The sequence below is a fragment of the Janthinobacterium sp. OK676 genome (assembly GCF_900103595.1).
Taxonomy (GTDB): domain Bacteria; phylum Pseudomonadota; class Gammaproteobacteria; order Burkholderiales; family Burkholderiaceae_D; genus Janthinobacterium.
Genome location: NZ_FNHA01000003.1, coordinates 508,259 through 530,868 on the forward strand (window position 1 = coordinate 508,259; position 22,610 = coordinate 530,868).

The following is a 22,610-nucleotide window of genomic DNA, read 5'->3' on the forward strand; positions in this document are numbered from 1 at the left end:
TCAGCGGGCCTTCTTGCCCAGGTGCGAATGCCGCATGCTGTACAGGAAGTAAATGGCCACCGTCACCGTCATCCAGATACTAAACACGACAAACGTCGTATGCGGCAAATCGCGCATGATGTACAGGCAAGCGAGTACGCTCAGGCCGGGAATCACGTATGGACCGAACGGCACGCTGAAGCCTTCGATGCGGTTCGCGCCCTGTTTGTGGCGCAGCACGGGCACGGCGATCGACACCACCATGAAGGCCGTCAGGGTGCCGATGCTGACCATGTCCCACAGGTAAGTCGCATCGATGGATCCGGCCACCACGGCCACCACGAGGCAGACGATGATGGTATTGCTGACCGGCACCAGGGTGCGCGGGTGGATCTTCTGGAACGATTTCGGGATCAGGCCGTCGCGGCTGACGGCAAACAGGATGCGCGTCTGGCCATAGATCGTCACGAGGGTCACGCTGAAGACGGAAATGACGGCGCCGGCCGACAGCACCAGCGCGGGCCAGGTCTTGCCCGTCACGTTTTGCAGGATCACCGCCAGGCCCGCTTCCTGGCCTTCGAACAGTTTCGCCTGTTGCGCGCCGAGGGCGGCCACGGCCACCAGCAGATAAAACACGGTGACGATCAGCAAGCCATACAGGATGCCGCGCGGCACATTGCGCTTCGGGTCTTTCACTTCGTCGCCCGCCGTGGCCACCGTATCGAGGCCGATGAAGGAGAAGAAGACGGTGCCGGCCGCGGCCGTCACGCCCGTCATGCCGGCAAAGCCCTTGCTATTGTCGGTATTGAAGAAGGGCACGAAGTTGTCGGCGTTAAAACCGGAGAAGGCGATGGCAATGAAGAATACGAGGATGGACAGCTTGATGATGACCATGATGGCATTCATCAGGGCCGATTCCTTGGCGCCGCGCAGCAGCAGGAAACCGCACATGCAGATCAAAAAGATCGGCGGCAGGTTGATGTGGCCGGCGTGAAACTCCATGCCATGCGGGCCGGAAACGATCATCGGCGTGCGCAGCATCTCGGGAATATGCCAGCCAAACGCATTTTCCAGGAAATTGTTCAGGTAGGACGACCAGCCGATGGCCACGGCACTGCCCGCCAAGCCGTATTCGAGCAGCAAGCAGGCGGCCATGATGAAGGCAAGAAACTCGCCCACGGTGGCGTAGGCAAACGAATACGAGGAGCCGGAGGCGGGGATGCGGAACGACAGCTCCGCATAGCACAAGGCCGTCAGGCCGGCCGTGATGGCGGCGATCAGGAAGGACAGGACGACCGATGGGCCCGCCTTGGGCACGGCTTCGACCATGGTAAAGAAAATGCCCGTGCCGATGGTGGCGCCGACGCCGATCATGGTGAGGGAAAACAGGCCGATGGACCGGCTCAAGCCGCTGCTGCTGAGGCCTTCACCATATTCGACCGTGGTATCGATCGGCTTGGTGCGGCAAATTTTCTGGACCAGGGTTTGGCTCACTAATATTCCTTTATGAGGCACACATATTCGTATGACGGGTAAAAACAAATAGCGCTCCGGCCCTACCTGGTAAAAAACCGGAAAGATCGCGTCCATTTTCAAAACTAAGCGATTATAGGGCTTTCACCGGCTCAGCTAAACAGAACTTTGATGCATGGAAACAACGCCAGGCGTGCGCCGCCAAACGCGCATAGGCGTAGCCGAGTGCAAGATTGCCGATATGAAATAAAAAGCGCGCCGCTGCAGGGGCAGCGACGCGCTTCTGGTTCAGCTCAGTTCAGCTGAATTACTTCTTGCCGTGTGGCGCATCAGCCTGCGGCCAGCCCGCTTCATAGCCTTGCGGCACGTCATCGCGGCGCTCTTTCGGTGCCAGGCCCAGCGCGTAGTACAGCACCGTCAGCAGGATCAGCCAGGCTGGCCCCACCATCAGGGCGATGCGCGTATCGGGGAAATACGCCATCAGGCCGATCACCAGTGCCAGGAAAGCGAGCGAAATCCAGGAACCGTAGGGCGCGAACGGCATGCGGAAAGCCAGGTTCTTGATTTCCAGCGGCGTCAGGGTCTTGCGGAACTGGATCTGCGTGACGAGGATCACGCCCCAGGTCCAGACGGCGCCGAAGGTGGAAATCGAGGTGACCCAGATAAACACTTTTTCCGGCACCAGGTAGTTCAGCAGCACGCCCAGCAGCAGCGCGAAGACAGACACGAGGATGGCGCGGCGCGGCACGCCGCTGGCCGTCGTTTCCGCAAACGCCTTTGGCGCCTGGCCTTGCAGCGCCAGGTTGTACAGCATGCGGCCCGTGCTGAAGATGCCGCCATTGCACGACGACAGGGCCGCCGTCAGCACGACGAAGTTGATGATGCCGGCCGCCGTCTTGATGCCCAGGCGTTCGAACGTCATCACGAACGGGCTGCCGGTGGTGCCGATTTCATTCCATGGGTAGATCGACAGGATGACGAACAAGGCGCCGACATAGAAAATCAAAATGCGCCAGAACACGGAATTGATAGCGTCGGGAATCGATTTCTTCGGGTTGGCCGCTTCGCCAGCCGTCAGGCCAATCATTTCCACGCCCAGGTAGGCAAACATCACCATCTGCAGCGACATCAGCACGCCCTGCGCGCCATTCGGGAAGAAGCCGCCATGCGTCCACAGGTTCGAGATACCGATGGCCACGCCGCCGTTGCCGAGACCGAAGATGATCATGCCCGTGCCGCCGACGATCATCAGGATGATGGTGACCACCTTGATCAGGGCGAACCAGAACTCGAACTCGCCGTAGGCTTTCACGGCCAGCAGGTTGATGGCGCCCATGGAACCCAGGGCCGCCAGGGCCCAGATCCAGCGCGGCACGTCGGGGAACCAGATGCCCATGTAGATGGCGACGGCGGTAATTTCCGCCACGCACGTGACCAGCCACAGGAACCAGTAGTTCCAGCCCGTCAGATAGCCTTGCAAAGGCCCCAGGTAATCCTGGGCATAGCGGCTGAAGGAGCCGGCGACGGGGTCGTGCACGGCCATTTCGCCCAGTGCGCGCATGATCATGAAGATGACCGCGCCACCGATGATGTACGACAGCATGATGCCGGGACCGGCCATCTTGATCGCATTACCCGAACCCAAAAAGAGGCCCACGCCAATCGCGGCGCCCAGCGCCATCAGGCGGATCTGCCGCTCGCCCAGGCCGCGGTGCAAGCCTTGTTCACTCGTTTTCATTACGTGTCTCCGTTTTTTTCTTGAATACACCGATCCCTCCACCCCAATGGCGGTTCCGCTCTTGCTGGAAAGGAGGAAAAGGCGCGCCGGCGAGAAGCGCCGGCATGCTCATGTGGTCAGGCTACTCCGTCAGGCCAGTTCGGCGATCAGCTCGATCTCGACGCAAGCGCCCAGCGGAATTTGCGCCACGCCGAAGGCGGAGCGCGCGTGCTTGCCGCTGTCGCCGAAGACTTCGACGAACAGTTCCGAGGCGCCATTGGTGACCAGGTGCTGTTCCGTGAATTCGGAGGTGGAATTGACCAGGCTCATGACCTTGACGATGCGCTTGACCTTGTTCAAGTCGCCGCCGCACGCGTCTTGCAGGGTGGCGATCAGTTCGATGGCGATGCCGCGCGCGGCGATCTTGCCTTCTTCCGTCGTCACATCCTTGCCCAGTTGGCCAACCCAGACCTTGCCATCCTTCTTGGCCAGGTGGCCGGACAGGAAGACGGTGTTGCCCGTGCGCGCATGCATCACGTAGGCGGCAGCTGGCGCTGCAACGACTGGCAATTCAATGTTGAGGGCTTTGAGTTTTTCGTAAAACGACATGCTATTTCTCCAAGAAAACAATATAAGCGAAACCAGAATTCATGCACGGCAGGGCACGGAGGATGACGCCCTGGCAGCGCGGTAGTGACCGACAACAGTGCCAGATTAAACGTCATCATATTGGTGAACCAGCAGTTTTAGTTCACAAATAGGCCCGGTTATTCAGTGGATTATACCGACAATCAAACAAAATTCAGCATCAGTTCATGAAGCATGCTCTACAGGCATCGACCGTGACTTTTTTCATTAAATTGCCACTTGTGCAATGTCAAGCCCTCGGGGTCAAGGTTTATCGCTTCCAGAAATGCCTGGTCATGCGATACCACAAGTAACGCGCCGTGGTATTGCACCAGCATCTGTTCCAGCGCCTGCAGGCTGGCCAGGTCCAGATGATTGTCGGGTTCGTCTAACAGCAGCAGTTGCGGCGGCGCCTGCGCATACAGTTCGGCCGCCAGCGCCACCTTCATGCGCTCGCCGCCGCTGAGCAAACGGCTGGGCAGGGTGGCGCGCGCGCCGGCGATGCCCAGCAGCGCCAGCCGCGTGCGTAACTCCCCTTCCGCCATGGTGCTGTTGCGTTCCTGCAAGCGCTGCACGGCGCTCCGTTCGCCGTCTTGCAGCCCCGCATGCTGGTCCAGCCACGCTACCCGTGCGTGGCACAGTACCTCGCCGCCGGCAGGCGCCAGCTGGCCGGCGATCACGCGCAGCAGGGTCGACTTGCCGCTGCCATTATTGCCCGTCACGGCCAGGCGGCGCGGACCGCTGATGACCAGGTCCACAGTCTGCGCCTGGCCATAGGGCAAGACCAGCTCGCGCAATTCCAGGATCAGCTTGCCGTTCGGCACGGCACTGTCGGGCGCCAGCAGCAGGCGCTCCATCTCGGGCGCGCAGCGGGCGCTGGCATCCATCACCCTGTGCTGGCGCGCCTGCTGCGCCTCTTGCGCGCGCACGCGCAGCTTGCCCTGGCTATCCTGGCTTTTCTCCTTGCGCGCGTCGAGCAGCAGCTTGCTTTGGTTGCCTTCACGGCCCTCGCGCTCGCCACGCACCACCCGTTTCTGCTGGCGTTCGGCCTGCTGCTGCGCTTCGCGCTGTTCGCGTCTGGCGCCCGCCTTTTCCGCCTGCAAGGCGGCCGCAAAGCCAGCCTGTTCCAGCGCGCGCTGCTGCGCATACATCGTGTAATTGCCGCCATAGCTGCGCAAGCCCTGGCTCGACAGCTCGACGATTGCATCGACGTGCTCGAGCAAGCCGCGGTCATGGCTGACCAGCAGCAAGCCGCCCGGCCAGCGCGCCATCTGCGCCACGAGGCGGGCGCGCTGCTGCGCATCAAGATGGTTGCTCGGTTCATCGAGCACCAGCCAGTCCGCCTGCGCCAGCCAGGCCCCTTGCAGGGCGATGCGCTGCCGTTCGCCGCCGCTCAGGCTGGCCGTTGGCGTAGCGGCATCGACATGGCGCAAATCGAGCGCATTGAGCGCCTGGCGCAAACGGGCGTGGGCATCCCAGCGCTCTCCCACGAGCGCGTAATCAGCTTCGTCAACGCTGCCTTCGGCAATGCGCGCCAGCGCGGCCAGCAAGTCGTCCATGCCGGCGAGCGCCGCCACGCTGGGATAGCGCTCAGGATCGAGTTCCTGCGCCACGTAATGCACGCTGCCGTCGCAGCGCACGGCGCCGGAAGACGGTTGCGCCTGGCCCGCCAGCAGGCGCGCCAGCACGCTCTTGCCCACACCGTTATCGCCGACGAGGCCGATACGTTGCGGGGCAAAGCCAAATTGCAAATCGGAAAACAGGGCGCGGCCATCGGGCAGCACGAAGGACAGACGGTCGAGTTGTAGTAATGCGGGCATGGATACTCCTTGAGCAAGGCTGGCGAACCCGCGCGGCGCTATGCGCTGTGGCGGGATGGGCGAGGCCGTGCACAGCACGGCAGTATCAATGGCGCATGTCGAAGCGTCCTGGAGAAATGGGGAAGAAGCGTCAGTGTAGCAGAGCCGTTCCCTTAGCGCTGCCCCAGCGTCGTGTCGCCGAACAGGTTCTTGAATTCACGCGGCTGCGAGCGCCAGTACTGCGGCGGCGCCTGCACTTGCGCGCCCAGCTGGGCCGCCGCATGCCAGGGCCAGCGCGGGTCGAACAGGATGGCGCGCGCCAGCGCCACCATGTCGGACTGGCCGTTGGCGATGATGTCTTCCGCCTGCTGCGCTTGCGTGATCAAGCCCACGCTGATGGTGGGCAAGCCGCTGTCGCGCTTGATGCGTTCGGCAAACGCCACCTGATAGCCCGGGCCTACGGGAATCTGCTGCTGCGGCGAAATACCGCCACTGGAGACGTGGATGAAGTCGGCGCCCAGCTGCTTGAGTTCCTGCGCGAAGCGCACGCTTTGCTCGATTTCCCAGCCGCCTTCGACCCAGTCGGTGGCGGAAATGCGCACGCCCACGGCCACGCTGGCCGGCACGGCGGCGCGTACGGCCTCATACACCTCCAGCGGAAAGCGCATGCGGTTTTCCAGGCTGCCGCCATACGCATCCGTGCGGTGATTGGACAGCGGCGAGAGGAACTGGTGCAGCAGATAACCGTGCGCCGCATGCAGTTCGATGCCCTCGATGCCCAGCGCATGCACGCGCTGGGCGGCCGCGACAAAGGCGCCCTTCACTTGCAGCAAGCCCATCTCGTCCAGGGCGATCGGCACGGTTTCGCCCGGTGCATGGGCGATGGCGGACGGCGCCACCGTTTGCCAGCCGCCCTCGGCCAGGTGCACGCAGGAACCACCCTGCCAGGGCGCGCGGCTCGAGGCCTTGCGTCCCGCATGGCCCAGCTGCACCACTAGGGGAATCGGAGCGTGGCGGCGGATCGCCTGCACCACGTTGGACAGCGCAGTCTGATTCGCATCCGACCACAGACCCAGGTCTTCGGCCGAGATGCGTCCCTCGGGCGAGACGGCCGTCGCCTCCGTCATCAGCAAGCCCGCGCCGGACAGGGCCAGATGGCCCAGGTGGATCATGTGCCAGTCGGTGGCGTTGCCGTTGTCGGCCGAGTACTGGCACATGGGCGCGATGGCGATGCGGTTGGCCACGTGCAGCGGCCCCAGGGCATACGGCGTGAATAGCTGGCTCATGGCGGACTCCGGAAAAAGGGGAAGCACCGATTCTACTGTGCTTTGAAAAGCGCGGCTTACACCTGCTTACGTTTGATACAGCGCAAGGGCTAGCCTTGCCCGGGCGGGGCCGCTAATCTGGACACATCAATAACACCCGCAGTACCACCCCAGGAGAACACATGAACACGACGACTACCGCCAACCGCATCCACCCTTTGATGGCCGGCGCCGCCATTTCCGTGACGGTCCTGTGCCTGGTCGGCGCGGCGTCCATCGCCGGCATCCTGCCCAATTCGCGGGCGAATGTGCCTGCCACGGCGGCCGTGCCTGCCGACGTGGCCGCCATGACGCCGGCCGGCGCCGCTGCCCTGGCAGCGCCCTTGACTGCACCGGTCGCCGCGCCTGTCGTCGCACAAGCGGCTCCTGCGCCAGCCCCCGCACCCGTCGTGCACAAGCGCGTCGTGCACCACACGCAAGTGGCGCAAGCGCGCCCTGCCTACAATGACAACAATGATGGCTACCGCGAACCGGCGCGCCAGCAGCAGCCGGTGCCTGCGCCGGCACCGTCACAGCCCAACTACGTGGGCATCGGCACGGGCGCCGTCATCGGCGGCTTGATCGGTAATCAGGTAGGTGGCGGCCGCGGCAAGGCGCTGGCAACGGTGGCCGGCGTGATCGGCGGTGGCATGCTGGGCAATGCGGTGCAGAACCAGGTCGAGCAGCAACCGCAACGTTAATCGTAAGGACCAAGATAGTCGAGTTTGCCCACGGCCACGCCATTGTTTCTCAGGATGGCGTGGACCATGGAAACGTGGAAATAGAAGTTCGGCAAGGCAAAGCTGAGCAGGTAATTGTCGCCCGAGAATTTCGTCCCCTCGTCCGTCCAGTTCAGCACGACTTCCTTCTGCGCGCTGCCCGCCATCTGCCCGGCATTCACGCCGTCGATGTAGGCGATGGTGTTGGCGATGCGTTCCTGCAGCTGCTCGAACGACGCTTCGTTATCCTCGAACTTCGGCGCCGGCACGCCGCTCAGGCGCTCGACCGACAACTTCGACGTATCGCTGGCGCGCTGCACCTGCGCCGTCAAGTCCAGCATGTCGGGCGCCAGCTGCGCGCCCAGTAAAATCTCGGGCACGATGCCATCTTCCTCCACATGGGCTTGCGCTTTTTCCAGCAGGGCCGAGACGACCCGCAAGCCGCGGATGAAGACGGGGATGGTTGCCTGATACATGGACACGGACATGGCGGACTCCTGATAGTGAACGATGAGCCAGTGTACCCGAGGCGCTGTTTTCCGGCAGCGCGCCCGTGTGCGTCAGCGCACCGAGCGGCCCAGTTGCTTTTACTTGTCCAGGTTGACCTTGCCGTCCGGTAAATGCGCCGGCTGCTCAACGGACTCCTGCGGCGGTACCGGCGCCGGCTGGTCCTTGCGCTTGCCAGTGAAAAACTTGACGATGGCAGCGCCGCCGCCCACGACGGCCAGGAGCAGCACTTTCTTGAAGGCCAGCAGCAGCGCCAGCAGTTTGCCAAACAGGCCCAGCTTGCTGGCCACGCCGCCGGCCACCAGCGCCGCCAGGCCATACTCGGCCACCTTGTCCGTCTTGCTGTCGAAATCCGTGTAGCGGTTACCGTCGGTAAATTCCGTGAACGCCGTCACTTGCTGCATCTCTTTCTTGATCGCCTCGATCTGCTGCATGCTGGCGATCGCATTCAGGTTCAGCACGCCTTCGCGACCCAGCACGCGCACGTTGTAGTTCAACGAGTGCTCGCCGCCATCGACCATCAGATCCTTGGCCCAGTACAGCTTGTGCGTATCCTTGGCATAGCTGGGTTTTTCCGCCCAGCCCATCAGATGGATGCCGGGATAGCCCTGCTTCTTGCGCTCCGCATTGTTTTCCAGCACGGACGCCTGCATATCCTTGAGCAATTCGTCGTATTTGATGCTGTCCGCATCGTCATCCTTGATATGCCCTTCCTTTTCATACGTGACAATGACGCCCCAGCTGTCACGCTCGAGCACGCTGGTCTTGGCGGGCACGATCATGCCCAGCGATTCCATGCCCGGCGGATTGCCCCAGGCCTCGACCAGCACGCGCTCGGCGTCCGCTGGCGACAAATAACGGAAGTTGGCGGGCAAATCCAGGGTAGCGATGCCGCCCGGCAAAGTGATCTTGCCGCGCTGCAGGTGCAGCTGGGCAAGGAATTGCTCGGCCGTCATTTCCGGTACGGCAGCCTTGTCTTCGGCAGGGGCGGCAGCCGTCAGGCCGGAGAGGGTCAGGCACAGCAAGGCTGTCAGCAGGCGTTTCAACATGATCGGTCCAAAAAATTGCAAAGGGTAAATATTTTAAATCAATTGATTGCTTAATGGATAATTATTTCTGTGCAGCATTTTTGACATGAAAAAGCGCCAGGCGGGTTTCCCCGGCTGGCGCCTGTGGCCGTGCATGGCGTGAATCTCAGGACACGCGCACCACCATCAGACCGGCGCGCAAGCCCACGCGCACATCCGGATTCGGGAACACCACCAGCTCTTCCGCGTGCTGCACCGTGTACACATGGTCGCCATCGCTGGCGATCACGGCGTGCTGCGGCAACGAGGTGAAATTCTGTGTGCTGCGGTCAAACGCCATGCGGAATTCATCGCTGTGCTTGATGATTTCCTGCGCCACCTTGAACACGTGCGGTTGCGCCTTGACGGGTTGCGCAGGCATGCCGCGCAGCAGGCCGTCGAGCGCCCGCGACACGTCGTCGAACAGGGACAGATCGTTCTGTCCCAGGGTGCCCACGCGGCCCAGTTCCACCGTGCTGGCGGCCGCACCGAAATGCTCGGCCGAATAATAGCTGTACGTGCCGGCCGACTGCGGGTTCATGATGATGGCGCCGATGGCCGCCTGGCCCAGCCAATCGATCAGCTGTGCCTTGGCGTCGTCGGCCACCAGGTCCGGCACGATGGCAAACGTGGGATACACGGAAGGCCGGATGGCCGTGTGCAAATCCAGGTGCCAGCGCACGGGACCGGCCGCCGCAAAGAACGCGGTTGTCGCGGCGATCATTTCATCGGCGCGCGCGCTTTCCGCCGCTTGCGCCAGGCTGCCCCGCACGGGACGGAACATGCGATTGAGGTCGGCGTCGATGAAACGCTTGCCGGCCCGGATCGCATCGACATTGCCCACGCAGACGAGCAGGTCGACGGCCAGTGAGGACGCATCGCGCGACAAGGCGTCGAGCAGATGCGCCAGCACTTCGATCGGCCCCGTCTCGTCGCCATGCACGCCCACCGAGACGGCCACGCTGGCGCGGCCGGCTCCCGGCTTGACCACTTGCAGCATGCCGGGCGCCGGCAAGGCCACCGTGAAGCCGGCGTCCGAAAACAACTGGGCCACGCCGCTGAAATCGGCCTGCGCCAGCGCCTGCACTACAGGTGTTACTACCTGGGTTACTTCTTGCGTCATTACACCGCCGCTTCCGCTGGGGTTTTCGCCGTGATTTTATTCACGGCTTCCGACAAGGTCCATACGTCCAGCATGGCTTGCTCCAGTTCCGTCGCCGCCACATAGGCCGACAGGCCCAGCGCACCCGTCACGGCGTCGACTGCCTGGCCCGCATTGCCTTGCTCGGCACGCGCCAGCACCTGCGTCAGCAGACGCTGTTGCGTGCGGCGCAGCGCTTGCTGCGCGTAGTTGCGCAACTGCTCCTGCGACTTGCCTTGCGCGGCCAGCTTCAGGCCACGCTCCAGGGTGTCGATGCCTGCCTGGCTGCGCAGGGCCAGGCCCACTTGCAGGAAGGAAGCCAGGTCCATCGAGGCAGGACGCGGCACGGACAGGGCCGGGAACAGGAAGCCGGCGACGACTTCCAGCGCATCGATCGCATCCCAGGCCTGCACGAAGGCCGGCGTCAAGCCCGGCACCAGCGCCGCTTCCGACTTGATGCCGACGGCTTTGAGCAGCTCGCGCTTCGATTCCGCGCCGAACAAATTGGTCAGTTCGGCCAGGCCGGCGCCGCGCAATTGCTCGGCCGGCACCGACAAGACACCGGCGATCATCGTCTGCTGCAGCACGCGCGTTTGCGCATCGACCTTGATCGACACGTCGCGCGGAATCGTCAAGGCGTCCGCATCGAGCGCGTCGAACACGGGCGCCAGGTTCAAGGCCACCCATGCCTGGCCCCAGGCCAGGATCACGCTTGATTCGTCCACGCCGTGTTCGGCCGCCAGGTTGCGGATCATCAGCGGGCCGCAGCGGTTGATCACTTCATTGGCCAGCACGGTCGCCAGGATGGCGTTGGCCAGCGGGTGGTCGAGCGCCGAACGGGTTTCCACCAGCAGGGACGGGAAGTAGGGTTTCAGCACCGGCTCGGCCCACGTTTCGCCCGTCAAAGGCAGGGCGGAGAGGATGCGCTTGAAACGGTTCTTCACGTTGGCGATCACCACCGCCAGTTCCGGCGTCGTCAGGCCGCGGTTGTCCAGCTTGCGGCGTGCCAGTTCGGCCACCGATGGCAGCTGCTCGAGATCGCGCGACAGGGCGCCCTCTTCTTCCAGGCTGGCGATCAGGGCCGCATAGCCATCCTGCACGGCGCTTTCGCTTTGCGCCTGCAACTCGCGCACCAGCAAATGCGTCTGCTGCGTGTTGTCGCGCAAGACCAGGCGTTCGACGTCGTCCGTCATCGCATACAGCTCGCGGTTGCGTTCTTCTTCCGTCAGCTTGCCCGCGTTGACTTCCACGTCCAGCCAGATTTTCACGTTCACTTCATGGTCCGAGCAATCCACGCCGGCAGAATTGTCGATCGCATCGGTGAAGATGCGGCCACCGGCCAGCGCGAATTCGATGCGGCCCGCCTGCGTCGCACCGAGGTTGCCGCCTTCGGCCACGACTTTCACGCGCAGCTCATTGCCGTTGACGCGGATGTGGTCATTCGCGCGGTCCTTCACTTGCGCGTGCGTTTCCGTCGACGCCTTGATGTAGGTGCCGATACCGCCGTTATAGAACAGGTCCACGGGCGACTTCAGGATGCGGTGCATCAGTTCTTCCGGCGGCAGCGAGGTCTCGGCGATATCGAGCGCGGCGCGGATTTGCGGCGACAGCTCGATCGTGCGGGCGGTGCGCGGATACACGCCGCCGCCTGCCGAGATCAAGTCCTTGTTGTAGTCGTCCCACGAAGAACGCGGCAAGGCGAACAGGCGCGCGCGTTCCTCGAACGAGACGGCGACGTCCGGTGTCGGGTCGAGGAAGATGTGGCGGTGGTCGAACGCGGCCACCAGTTTCAGCTGGCGCGACAGCAATACGCCGTTGCCGAACACGTCGCCCGACATGTCGCCCACGCCGACCATGGTGATCGGGGTGGTATTGAGGTCGTGGTCCATTTCATAGAAGTGGCGCTTCACGGCTTCGAACGCGCCCTTGGCGGTGATGCCCAGTTTCTTGTGGTCGTAGCCGTTCGAGCCGCCCGAGGCGAACGCGTCGCCGAGCCAGAAACCGCGCTGCACGGCGATGCCGTTGGCGATGTCCGAGAACGTGGCCGTGCCCTTGTCGGCGGCCACCACCAGGTAAGGATCGGCTTCATCGAAGCACACGGTGTCGACTGGCGGGACGATATTGCCCAGCGAACGGTTGTCCGTCACTTCCAGCAGGCTGGAAATGAACAGGCGGTAGACGGCTTCGCCTTCGGCCGCGATGGTTTCACGCACGGCGTCCTTCGGCATCATCTTGCAGACAAAACCGCCCTTCGCGCCGGCCGGCACGATGACGGCATTCTTGACCATCTGGGCTTTCACCAGGCCCAGCACTTCCGTGCGGTAGTCTTCCATGCGGTCCGACCAGCGCAGGCCGCCGCGGGCGACCGGGCCGCCGCGCAGGTGCACGCCTTCGAAGCGGCGCGAGAAGACGAAAATCTCGCGGTAAGGGCGCGGTTCCGGCACCAGCGCCAGGCTGCTGGTGTCGAACTTGAAGATGATCTTGTCGCCTTGCTGATTGTTCTGGAAGTAGCTGGTGCGCAAGGTGGCGGCCATCAGGTCGGCCAGCGCGCCGAGGATTTCCTCGGTGTCAGCGTGGTTCACGGAAGGCAGGCCGGCCTTGATGGCGGCGATGCTTTCCAGGGCTTGCGCATGCTGCGCGCCGGACAGCGAAGGATCGAAGCGCTGCAGGAAGGCTTCGACCAGTGCTTTGACCTGGGCCGGCTGCTTGCGCAGGCTTTCGGCGATGTAGCGCACCGAGAAGCGGCTGCCCGTCTGGCGCCAGTAGCTGGTGTAGGCGCGCACCAGCTGCACTTCGCGCGTCGACAGGCCGCCTTCGATGACGAGGCCATTCAGGCGGCCATCTTCGGCCGTGTCGTTGAACAGGGCGGCAAACAGTTCCTGCGCCACGGCGACGACGGATGGCTGCGCCAGTTTCGCCGCGCTGGCGGCATCGACCGTCAGGCTGGTGATGAAATAGCGCGTGCCGTCGGCCAGCGACACCGAGTACGCCTGTTCGCGGTCGATGGCCACGCCCGCATTGTGCAGGGCCGGCAGGATGGTCGACAGCGATGGCACTTTGTTGGCCGAGTACAGGCGGATCGTGGTGACGGCACCCGTCTCGATGCGCACGGCCACGTGCGCCGGATCCGTATTGCGCAAGATGGTGTCGAGGTCGCGGAAGGCGACGGCCGGCGCGGTGGCGGCCACGTAATCGAGCGGCAGGGTGGCGCACAGTTTGCGCAGGCTGGTGCGCAGGCCCACGTCGGGCACGGCGTCGGCCACGGCGGCAAAGCCGTTATGCCAGCCATCGAGCACGCCCAGCAAGGGCTGTTCGATATCCGTTTCCAGGTCCAGCGGGTAGCGCGCGGCGTGGGCGATCAGGTAGACGCGCGCCAGGGGGCCGTCGGCCACCAGGGTTTGCATGCTCACATGCGTGGCGCCGGAACTGGCTTGCAGGGCTTTTGCCAGGCTCGATGCGACGCTGGCGCTGTAGCGCTCGCGCGGCAGGTAGACCAGCACGTTCAGGTGGCGCGCGTACACGTCGCGGCGCGCAAAAACCTTGGTGCGCGGCTGCTTGTACAGCGAAACGACGGAACCGCACACTTGCGCCAGCCAGTCGAGATCCGCTTCCAGCGCTTCCGTGCGCGGCAAGGACTCAAGGATTTCGCGGAATTTCTCGGCACGGAAGCCTTGCTGGCGCACGCCGGCCAGGCTCAAAACCTTGGCTACGCGGCCGCGCGCAAACGGCAGCGCCGCCAGCGGGGTGGAATTGCCGGCACGGGTGAACAGGCCGACGAAGCAATGCTCGCCCAGGATCGCGCCTTGCGCATCCATGTCGCGCACGCCGATGAAGTCGAGCTGCTGATCGCGGTGCAAGGTGCCCGCCACGTCGGCCTTGACGATGGACAGCGCCGATTCGCGCTTGGCCAGGGTATCGAAGTCGCCCGGGATATTCGCCAGGCAGGTACCGTAGACGGGGTGCGCCGTATCCTGCAGCACGCCGACACGGCTAGGGATGTCGCGTTCCAGTTCGCGCACGCCCGGCTTGACGCGGTAGTAGGCGTAGCCGAAGACTTCAAAGCCGCCGCTGCGGGCCCATTCCAGGAAGGCGGCCACTTCCGCGCCTTCTTCGCCATGCTGCGATGCCGCCGTGGCCACAGTGGCCAGGCGCTCGCTCATGGCGGCGCTATCGCGGCGCACGATGGCCGCGTCACGCGCGACCGTCTCCAGGGCGGCGACCAGCGCGGCCTGGGCTTGTGGCGCCAGCTCTTCGTCGAGCAGTACCAGCACATACGATTCGAGCGGGTCGCCCGGCTGGCGCACCGCTTCGACGCTGCCATCAAGAGCGCGGCGCACGGGCAGCACGGTGTTCATCACGCCGCGCACGGCCAGGTGCTGGCGGCGCATGGCCATGACGATGGAGTCGACCAGGTAAGGCATGTCTTCGTTCAGGATCAGCAAGGCGCTCGCCATGCCGCCACGTCCATCCGCATAGCGCAGGGTGGCGATCTGGCAGCCGTTGCCGGTGCGCTTGGCCGCTTGCGTGAAGCCGTCGACCAGCACGGGCGCCAGGCTGTCGGGCGCGATATCGGCCAGGTCTTCGGCGTCGAGCGAATCGAGCCAGGCCTGCACCAGCTGCACGACCGGCGCTGCCGCCTTGCCTGCCTTGCCTGCCGCGTTAATCAACTCCAGCGTTTGTGTACGCAAATCTTGTGGCGTGTGATTCATCTTGCATCTCCATTACGGTAATGTGAATGTCCAACGCTGTCGTTCGGGCTTGTGGCTGGGCGGCAGCGGTGTCAAGAGACGGGGGTCGCCCGTCCAATTCTGTCTGTGCTACGGATAGTCTGTCTCGGATTTTTTCTGTGTGTTTTCTATCGCCTACAAGTCGTACAATCCCGGTAAGTTGAGGATGATCGTCAATTCTTCAAGCGCCGCATGCACTTCCAGCGCCAGCTGCGGGTCGGCCAGGTCGCCCGGCTCCAGATGGTCGCGGTAGTGTTTTTCCACCCACTGCACCAGCCGATGGTACAGCGTTTCCGTCATGACCACGCCCTGGTGCATCGCGCGCGCCTCGGTTTCCGTCAGGGCCACGCGCAAACGCAGGCAGGCGGGCCCGCCGCCGTTGCGCATGCTCTGGCGCAGGTCGAAATGTATCAGTTCGTCAATCGGTCCACCGCTGGCCACCAGGCCTTCCAGGTAACGCGACACGGCGCGGTTTTCCTGGCACTCCTGCGGGATCACCAGCGCCATCTTGCCGCCCTCTTTCGTCAGCAACTGGCTGTTGAACAGATAGCTGCTCACCGCATCCGCGATCGGCACCTGGCCCGTGTCCACGCGCAGCGCATCCAGTTGCGCGCCCGTGGCGGCGACGGCGCGGCGCAGCTGCGACAAGCTTGCTTCTTCATCGGCAAACGCCTGCTCGTGATAGAACAGCACATTGCCGTTGCCGACGGCGATGACGTCGTTATGGAACACGCCCTGGTCGATCACGTCCGGATTCTGCTGCACGTACACGGTGCGTTTCGCATCCAGGCCATGCAGACGCGCGACGGCTTGCGACGCTTCCAGGGTCTGGCGCGCCGGGTAGCGCTTCGGCGACGGTGCCGACGGATCGAACTCCACCCGGCCATACACGAACAATTCAACGGATGACGCGCCGTGGCCGGCGCCCAAACGCGTGTGGTTGGCCGCACCCTCGTCGCCGAAGGCCGGCGTCGACGGCAGCGCGTCGTGCACGGCGAAGTGTTTGTCGTCGCTGAAAATGGCGCGCAGGCTGCGCGCCGACTGCGCGTGCTCGAAGGCCCGGTGCAGCTTGTTATTCAGGTTGGCGGCCGTGAAGTGCACGCGGCCGTCCTGCGTGTCCGCCGACGGGCTGACCGTGGCCGCGTTGGCCGTCCACATGGGCGAAGCGGAATACGCGCATGCCAGGATCACCGGGGATTCCTTGTAGACGCGCGCCAGCACCTCGGCATCCGTGCCCGTGAAGCCGATGGAGCGCAGCAGGCGGAAATTGGGCCGGTCCTGCGGCGGCAGCAGGGCTTGCGCAAAGCCGCGCACGGCCAGGGCACGCATCTTGGCCAGGCCCTGCAAGGCGGCCTGCTTCGGATTCGAGGCGCTTTTCACATTGCTGAACGAGGCCACGTTGCCGAACGAGAGTCCCGCATAGTTATGCGATGGGCCGACCAGGCCGTCAAAGTTGTATTCGCGCGTGCTGTGCATGGGTATTCCTTATGAAACCTTCTTAAAAATTCAGGCCGGGCGACAGCTTGGCCGGCATTTCCAATACGCCGTTCTCGATCGAGGCGACCGGGTAGGCGCAGTAATCGGCCGCGTAGTAGGCGCTCGGACGGTGGTTGCCCGACTTGCCGATGCCGCCGAACGGCGCCGTGCTGGCCGCGCCCGTGGTCGGACGGTTCCAGTTGACGATACCGGCGCGCGCGCGCGTCTGGAACGTTTGCCACAGGGCCGGATCGTCGGACAGCAGCGCCGCTGCCAGGCCGAATTCGGTGGCGTTGGCAACCTTCAGGGCCGCGTCGAAATCGGCTACGCGGACCACTTGCAGCAGCGGGCCGAACCATTCTTCGTCGGGAATGCCGACAGCATCAGTGACGTCAACGATGCCGGCCGTGACAAAGCCCGCCTCGGGATTCAACTGGCGCATCTGCAGCAAGGTGGTGCCGCCCCTGGCGACCATGTCCGCCTGCGCCTGCACCAGGCGCGCGGCCACGGCGCTCGATACCACGGGGCCCATGAATGGCTGCGGCTGGGCATCGGACGCGCCGATGCCCAGTTTCGCGGCCACTTCCACGAGGCGCGCAACGAAGGCGGCACCAAAGGCGTTATCCTGCACCACCAGGCGGCGCGCGCACGTGCAGCGCTGGCCGGCCGACACGAAGGCGGAGAAGATCGCGTGGTGCACGGCCGCATCCACATCCTTGACGTCCCATACGACGAGGGCGTTGTTGCCGCCCATTTCCAGCGCCAGCATCTTGCCCGGCTGGCCGCCGAACTGGCGGTGCAGGCTGATGCCCGTCTGGCACGAACCCGTAAACAATACGCCGTCGAGGTGTGGATTGGCGCCCAGGGCCACGCCCGTGTCGCGCCCGCCGTTGACGAGGTTGACGACGCCATCCGGCAAACCGGCCTGCTGCCACAGCTGCACGGTTTTGATGGCCGTGCGGGGCGCATATTCGCTCGGCTTGAAGACGATGGTGTTACCGGCGATCAGGGCCGGCACGATATGGCCGTTCGGCAGGTGGCCGGGGAAATTGTATGGTCCGAAGACGCCGAACACGCCATGCGGTCGGTGGCGCAGCACGGCGTCGCCATCGGCGATCTTGCTTTGCGTGATACCCGTGCGCGCGTTGTACGACTGCACCGAGATATCGATCTTGTTGGCCATGGTGGCCACTTCCGTGCGCGACTCCCACAGCGGCTTGCCCACTTCTTCCGAGATCAGCAGCGCCAGCGCTTCCGCATGTTCCTTCAGCAGTTCGCGGAAGCGCACGCAGATGGCGATGCGCTCGTCGACGGGCGTATCGGCCCACGCTTCAAAGGCGGCGCGGGCGGCCTGGCACGCCTGCTCGACTTCGTTTTCCGTCGCTTCCAGGCTGGCCCAGGTCTGCTTGCCGTTCGACGGATCGATAGTGACCAGTTCACGGCCCGTGCCTGGCAGCCAGGCGCCGTTGATGAAGTTCGATGCTGCGGTAGATGGATTCAATACGTTAGACATGGGGATGCTTCCTCGGGTTGAGTGACAAGGTGCGCACGGTGTCGCCGTGATGGCAGCGCAGCAGATGCAGTTCATCGTCGTCGAGCGTGATCTTGCCGCCGTGCGGATTGGCGCTGGTGACGATCATGCGGAAATCTTTCAGGTCGGTGTTCGACACCAGGTAAGGCTCGGCCTGGGCCGCGTCGCCGCACGCTTCCGGCGCAGGCACTGGCACAGTCGCGGCGTCGAGCACGGCCGGCATGCTGTCGCGCATGGCGCGCAGTTCGGAGACGCGCGCCTGCAGCACGGGGCCGGCGTCGAAAATGTCGACATAGCCTTCGAAGTGCAAGCCTTCCTGTTCCAGCAGACGGCGCGCGGGCGCCGTGCTCAGATGCACCTTGCCGATGACTTCCTGCGCTTCGTCGGGCAGGTAGGCCACATACATGGGCTGGCGCGGCATCAGCTCGGCGATGAACGATTTTTTACCGAGGCTCGTCAAGTCGTCGACGTGGTGGAAATCCATCTTGAAGAAGTGGCGGCCCAGGCCTTCATAAAACGGCGAGCTGCCGTCCGGCGCCTGGTAGCCGCGCATTTCGGCGATCAGCTTTTCCGTGAACAGCTGCGGGAACTGGGCGATGAAGAGAAAACGGCTTTTCGACAGCAGCTTGCCGTTGTTGCCGCTGCGGTAATCGGGGTGCAAAAACAGCGAGCACAGTTCCGTGCTGCCCGTCAGGTCGTTCGACAGGTACAGGGTTTCCATGCGCGTAAACACATCGAGCTCGCGGCTGGAATGGACGAGGGTGCCGATGCGGTAGTTATAGAACGGTTCGTCCAGGCCCACGGCGCCCTTGATGGCGCACACGCCGGCCAGGCGGCCCGTGTCGGTATCCTCCATGACGAACATGTAGTCGCGCTTTTCGGGCGGGATGGTTTCGGCGAACGAGGCGCAGGCGATGGCCAGGCGGTCGCCCAGCATTTTCATGTCCGGCTTGAGCGTGGTCATGCCGGTGCCGACCTGGCTGGCCAGGCCATACAGGGCATTGAGATCATTGGCGTTGATGGCGCGTACTACTAGCATAAAATTGACTCCCTTAGATACGCACGCAAATGACGCTGTCGCCTTCGGCCACGGCCAGCGCCTCGAGCAGGTCGGCCGGCAAACCGATGGTGTCCTGCGCTTCGAGCGCATCGCAGGCAAAGGTCACGGCGCGGAAATTGCGCTCGGCGCCGGAAGCGACGGCATAATTGACTTTCATGCCCGTGCGGCTGGGCGTGACGCCCGCGACGACGCGGCGCGTGAGCGAACCCGTAAACGAACGCAGCGCATGCTTGTGCGCCTGCAGGATCGGGCCGCCATCGAAGATGTCGATGTAATCGTCGGCTTCAAATCCTTCTTCCGTCAGCAGATTGAACGCAAGTTCGCCGCTCGGGTGAATCTGGCCCATGGCAGCCTGCGCGTCGCCGGGCAACAGCGGCACGTACACGGGGTAGTGCGGCATCAGTTCGACGATCAGGGTGCGATTGCGCGCCCCGCCGATGACTTTTTCGGCATCGAGGAAATCCATCTGGAAGAATTTGCGGCCCAGCGCATCCCAGAATGGCGACTGGCCATCGGCGTCCGTGATGCCTGCCAGCGGCACGAAGAAGCGGTCGCCGAAGCGGTGCGGCGCCAGCACGGCGAACAGCAGCCGCGCGCGCGACAGCAAAGCCGCTTCCAGGCCCGCCTGCTCCATGTTGCGCACGTAGAAGCCGGACAGCTGCGAGTACGCCGTCAGCTCCGAGCACAGGGTCAGCGCATGCACGCTGTGGCTGATGTTCAGGTCGCGCGAGACTTGCTGGATGACGTCGTTGCGGAAGGAAAAATAGGTGCCGTTCGAGCCGGCCGAGGCGAAGATGGCGGCCGTACCGGCAATGCTCTTGTCGAGCAGGGATTCAAGCACGAAGAGATACGACTCTTCGCTGGGGATGTCGACATGGGCGGCAAACGAGGCGATGGAGCGCTCGACGGAGGCGGCGATCTTTTCGCGCGTCTTCGGCAGGGTATGGACACCCGGCATGGTGACTGCGGCCAGCGCTTCGAGGGCTGCAATATCCGCAATTTCTACCGGACGGACAACATACATGGGTACTCCTTCAATGCTGACGATACTTGGGCTGAATACCCGGGTAGAACCAAGCCGGCCCGCAGCAAAGCGGCGGGCCGGTGATCAAACAGGGAGCGGGGCTAGCTTCAGGCTTTCAGCATGCCGTCGATGGCGGCGCGCAGCAAACGGCCTGCTTCGGCGATCTGCTCGTCCGAGACGATCAGGGCCGGCGCCAGGCGCACCACGTCCATGCCGGCGATCAGCACCATCAAGCCTTGCGCTTCGGCCGCTTTCTGGATGTCCTTCGCGCGGCCTTTCCAGGCATCGCTGACTACCAGACCCAGCAGCAAACCGCTGCCGCGCACGATGGAGAACACTTGCGGATAATCCGTGATCAGGCCTTGCAGCATGGCGATGGTGTTGACGCTCGCTTCTTTCACGCGCGCCAGGAATGCCGGCGTGTTGATCGTGTCCAGCACGGTCAGGGCCACGGTGGCGGCCAGCGGGTTGCCGCCGTAGGTGGTGCCGTGCGTGCCGACGGCCAGGGTTTGCGCCAGTTCATTCGTGGTCAGCATGGCGCCGATCGGGTAGCCGTTGCCCAGGGCCTTGGCGGCCGTCAGGATGTCCGGCGTGACGCCGTAGCCCATGTAGGCGAACAAGGCGCCGGTGCGGCCCATGCCGCTCTGGACTTCGTCGAAAATCAGCAAAGCGCCCGTCTTGTCGCACAGGGCGCGCAGCTCCTTGAGGAATTCCGGATTGCCCGGCACCACGCCGCCTTCGCCTTGTACCGGCTCGACGATCACGGCGCACACGTCATCGCCGATGGCGGCGCGCGCCGCTTCGATGTCGTTGTAGGCGATGTGGTCGATCGATGGCGGCAGCGGCTCGAAGCCTTCCGTGTACTTAGCCTGGCCGCCGACGGACACCGTAAACAGGGTGCGGCCGTGGAAGGAGCTGAAGCACGAGATGATGCGCGACTTGTGCGCGCCGAACTTGGTGTGCGCATACTTGCGCGCCAGCTTCAGGGCCGCTTCGTTGGCTTCCGCGCCCGAGTTGCAGAAGAAGGCGCGGTCGGCGAAGGTCGCTTCCGTCAGGGCCAGCGCCAGGCGCAGCACAGGCTCATTGGTGTAGCCGTTGCCCAAATGCCACAAATTATTGATTTGCTTGGTCAGCACATCGACCAGGGCCGGATGGCAGTGGCCCAGGCTGTTGACGGCGATGCCGGAGGTGAAATCGAGGTAATGCTTGCCTGACTGGTCCCACAGGTCCAGACCGGAACCGCGCACGGGCACCATGGCTGCAGGGGCGTAGGTAGGAACGAGGACCTGGTCAAAGGTTTCCCGGGTGACTGGACGAGCCGTTACGGTCGAATCAAGCTTGGCATTCATAGCATTTCCCCATCAATATGTTAGGTACTCCGCAGCTACGACAGCTACGTGTGTACTGCATTATAAAAAGCGGGATGCTAAAACTCTTTTGAATCTGCGACAAGGATTTTCACAATTCATCACAGCCGGGCTTGCTTTAATCACGCAGGCGGCATGAGCTTTCTTTGCCGCTCTTCTCGGGGCGTATTGCCAAACAGGGTGCCAAACGCCGTGGAAAAGTGCGAACCGGAGGAAAAGCCGCACATCAGGCCAACTTGCACGATGGAATAATGTGTATCGAGCAATAGTTGCCGTGAGCGTTGCAGGCGCAGCTCCAGATAGTAGCGCGACGGCAGGCTGCCCAGGTATTGCTTGAACAGCCGTTCGAGCTGGCGCCGCGACAGGCCCACCAGGCTGGCGATGTCGTCCGTCGACAGCGGCTCCTCGATATTGGCTTCCATTAAGGTCACCGCTTCGGATAATTTCGGCTGCAGCACGCCGAAGCGCGCCTGCAGGGCCACCCTCTGTCGCTCTTCCTTGCCGCGCACCTTGTCCACGCACAGCGCTTCCTTGACGAGGGCCTGCACGTCGGCGCCAAAGATGGTCTCGATCAGGGTCAGCGAAAAGTCGATGCTGGCCGCGCCGCCGCAGCAGGTGATGTGCGGGCCGTCGATGTCGAACAAATGCGGCGTCAGGATGGCCCGTTCCGCCTTCGCTTCCGCATCGGCGTACAGGGCCCACGGCAAGGCGATGCGCACGCCATCCATGACGCCCGCGCCGGCCAACCACAGCACGGCCGCGCCCACGCCGCCCCAGAACGGCGCCGAACGGCAGCGTTCGATCACGGCCCGGCACAGCTCGGCGCGCAGCGGCGCCTCCGTCTCGTCGGCCACCAGCAGCGCAATATGCCAGTTACCGCCCTGCGCGGCCACCTGTTCCGGCGTGCGCACGTCCAGTTGCAAGGCACCGGGTCCCAGCGCCCGCGCGCACAGACGCAGCGGCTGCACCAGGCCGGCCCAGGTGATCGACTCGGCATCGCCGGCATGGACCAGCAGCAAACGCAGCGGTTTGTCGAGGCCGATACGGGAAAGATTAGCGAAGGACATCGGCGAGGCGGACCAAAGGCAAGGG

16 protein-coding genes are annotated in these 22,610 nt (G+C 63.8%); 1 reads left to right on the forward strand and 15 read right to left on the reverse strand.

Features of this window, described 5'->3' with window-relative positions:
• From BLU39_RS09150 to BLU39_RS09170, 5 genes are all read right to left on the reverse strand, one after another.
• On the reverse strand, positions 1-1,473 hold the full coding sequence (locus BLU39_RS09150) for an amino acid permease (protein WP_034745575.1): 1,473 nt from the start codon (positions 1,471-1,473) through the stop codon (positions 1-3).
• Between the two features lie 286 nt (positions 1,474-1,759).
• Complete coding sequence (locus tag BLU39_RS09155; protein ID WP_092712093.1) at positions 1,760-3,190, reverse strand: amino acid permease; 1,431 nt, start codon at positions 3,188-3,190, stop codon at positions 1,760-1,762.
• Between the two features lie 129 nt (positions 3,191-3,319).
• Positions 3,320-3,778, reverse strand: coding sequence for a RidA family protein (locus BLU39_RS09160; protein WP_034745569.1), 459 nt, complete (start codon positions 3,776-3,778; stop codon positions 3,320-3,322).
• A 218-nt stretch (positions 3,779-3,996) separates the two neighbouring features.
• Complete coding sequence (locus BLU39_RS09165) at positions 3,997-5,616, reverse strand: ABC-F family ATP-binding cassette domain-containing protein (protein ID WP_092712095.1); 1,620 nt, start codon at positions 5,614-5,616, stop codon at positions 3,997-3,999.
• Positions 5,617-5,768: 152 nt separating this feature from the next.
• Complete coding sequence (locus BLU39_RS09170) at positions 5,769-6,881, reverse strand: NADH:flavin oxidoreductase/NADH oxidase (RefSeq protein WP_092712097.1); 1,113 nt, start codon at positions 6,879-6,881, stop codon at positions 5,769-5,771.
• Between the two features lie 161 nt (positions 6,882-7,042).
• Between BLU39_RS09170 and BLU39_RS09175 the strand changes: the two genes are divergently transcribed.
• Complete coding sequence (locus tag BLU39_RS09175; RefSeq protein WP_092712099.1) at positions 7,043-7,600, forward strand: glycine zipper 2TM domain-containing protein; 558 nt, start codon at positions 7,043-7,045, stop codon at positions 7,598-7,600.
• Here BLU39_RS09175 and BLU39_RS09180 read toward each other — a convergent pair.
• The 10 genes from BLU39_RS09180 to BLU39_RS09225 all read right to left on the reverse strand — a co-directional run bounded on the left by BLU39_RS09180 (position 7,597) and on the right by BLU39_RS09225 (position 22,585).
• On the reverse strand, positions 7,597-8,106 hold the full coding sequence (locus BLU39_RS09180; RefSeq protein ID WP_175539245.1) for a DUF1993 domain-containing protein: 510 nt from the start codon (positions 8,104-8,106) through the stop codon (positions 7,597-7,599). The two genes, BLU39_RS09175 and BLU39_RS09180, sit on opposite strands and share 4 nt — an antisense overlap.
• Before the next feature lie 99 nt (positions 8,107-8,205).
• Positions 8,206-9,174 carry a DUF2167 domain-containing protein gene (locus tag BLU39_RS09185; protein ID WP_092712101.1) on the reverse strand — a complete coding sequence of 323 codons (969 nt, stop codon included), beginning with the start codon at positions 9,172-9,174 and terminating at the stop codon, positions 8,206-8,208.
• Between the two features lie 145 nt (positions 9,175-9,319).
• Positions 9,320-10,315 (reverse strand): succinylglutamate desuccinylase, encoded by a 996-nt coding sequence (locus BLU39_RS09190; protein WP_092712103.1) that lies wholly within the window; start codon positions 10,313-10,315, stop codon positions 9,320-9,322.
• Positions 10,315-15,042 (reverse strand): NAD-glutamate dehydrogenase domain-containing protein, encoded by a 4,728-nt coding sequence (locus tag BLU39_RS09195; RefSeq protein WP_092712105.1) that lies wholly within the window; start codon positions 15,040-15,042, stop codon positions 10,315-10,317. The genes BLU39_RS09190 and BLU39_RS09195 overlap by 1 nt, the downstream gene beginning before the upstream one ends.
• Before the next feature lie 153 nt (positions 15,043-15,195).
• Complete coding sequence (astB, locus tag BLU39_RS09200; protein WP_092712107.1) at positions 15,196-16,536, reverse strand: N-succinylarginine dihydrolase; 1,341 nt, start codon at positions 16,534-16,536, stop codon at positions 15,196-15,198.
• 22 nt (positions 16,537-16,558) lie between these two features.
• Positions 16,559-18,049, reverse strand: coding sequence for a succinylglutamate-semialdehyde dehydrogenase (astD, locus tag BLU39_RS09205; protein ID WP_092712109.1), 1,491 nt, complete (start codon positions 18,047-18,049; stop codon positions 16,559-16,561).
• A complete protein-coding gene (astA, locus tag BLU39_RS09210) occupies positions 18,042-19,106 on the reverse strand; it encodes an arginine N-succinyltransferase (protein WP_092712111.1) in 1,065 nt (354 codons plus the stop codon). The genes astD and astA overlap by 8 nt, the downstream gene beginning before the upstream one ends.
• A 13-nt stretch (positions 19,107-19,119) precedes the next feature.
• Entirely contained in the window at positions 19,120-20,151 is a 1,032-nt protein-coding gene (locus BLU39_RS09215) for an arginine N-succinyltransferase (RefSeq protein WP_092712113.1), read from the reverse strand.
• Between the two features lie 107 nt (positions 20,152-20,258).
• Entirely contained in the window at positions 20,259-21,500 is a 1,242-nt protein-coding gene (gene astC / locus BLU39_RS09220; protein WP_092712116.1) for an acetylornithine/succinylornithine family transaminase, read from the reverse strand.
• Positions 21,501-21,640: 140 nt separating this feature from the next.
• A complete protein-coding gene (locus BLU39_RS09225; RefSeq protein WP_092712118.1) occupies positions 21,641-22,585 on the reverse strand; it encodes a GlxA family transcriptional regulator in 945 nt (314 codons plus the stop codon).
• Positions 22,586-22,610 lie beyond the last annotated feature (25 nt).

Coding starts and splice junctions, on each gene's coding strand:
- BLU39_RS09175 (WP_092712099.1), top strand. CDS start 7,043: ATGAACACGACGACTACCGCCAACCGCATCCACCCTTTGATGGCCGGC.
- BLU39_RS09160 (WP_034745569.1), bottom strand. CDS start 3,778: ATGTCGTTTTACGAAAAACTCAAAGCCCTCAACATTGAATTGCCAGTC.
- astA (WP_092712111.1), bottom strand. CDS start 19,106: ATGCTAGTAGTACGCGCCATCAACGCCAATGATCTCAATGCCCTGTAT.
- BLU39_RS09225 (WP_092712118.1), bottom strand. CDS start 22,585: ATGTCCTTCGCTAATCTTTCCCGTATCGGCCTCGACAAACCGCTGCGT.
- astC (WP_092712116.1), bottom strand. CDS start 21,500: ATGAATGCCAAGCTTGATTCGACCGTAACGGCTCGTCCAGTCACCCGG.
- BLU39_RS09195 (WP_092712105.1), bottom strand. CDS start 15,042: ATGAATCACACGCCACAAGATTTGCGTACACAAACGCTGGAGTTGATT.
- BLU39_RS09185 (WP_092712101.1), bottom strand. CDS start 9,174: ATGTTGAAACGCCTGCTGACAGCCTTGCTGTGCCTGACCCTCTCCGGC.
- astD (WP_092712109.1), bottom strand. CDS start 18,049: ATGTCTAACGTATTGAATCCATCTACCGCAGCATCGAACTTCATCAAC.
- BLU39_RS09215 (WP_092712113.1), bottom strand. CDS start 20,151: ATGTATGTTGTCCGTCCGGTAGAAATTGCGGATATTGCAGCCCTCGAA.
- BLU39_RS09165 (WP_092712095.1), bottom strand. CDS start 5,616: ATGCCCGCATTACTACAACTCGACCGTCTGTCCTTCGTGCTGCCCGAT.
- BLU39_RS09180 (WP_175539245.1), bottom strand. CDS start 8,106: ATGTCCGTGTCCATGTATCAGGCAACCATCCCCGTCTTCATCCGCGGC.
- BLU39_RS09155 (WP_092712093.1), bottom strand. CDS start 3,190: ATGAAAACGAGTGAACAAGGCTTGCACCGCGGCCTGGGCGAGCGGCAG.
- BLU39_RS09190 (WP_092712103.1), bottom strand. CDS start 10,315: ATGACGCAAGAAGTAACCCAGGTAGTAACACCTGTAGTGCAGGCGCTG.
- BLU39_RS09170 (WP_092712097.1), bottom strand. CDS start 6,881: ATGAGCCAGCTATTCACGCCGTATGCCCTGGGGCCGCTGCACGTGGCC.
- astB (WP_092712107.1), bottom strand. CDS start 16,536: ATGCACAGCACGCGCGAATACAACTTTGACGGCCTGGTCGGCCCATCG.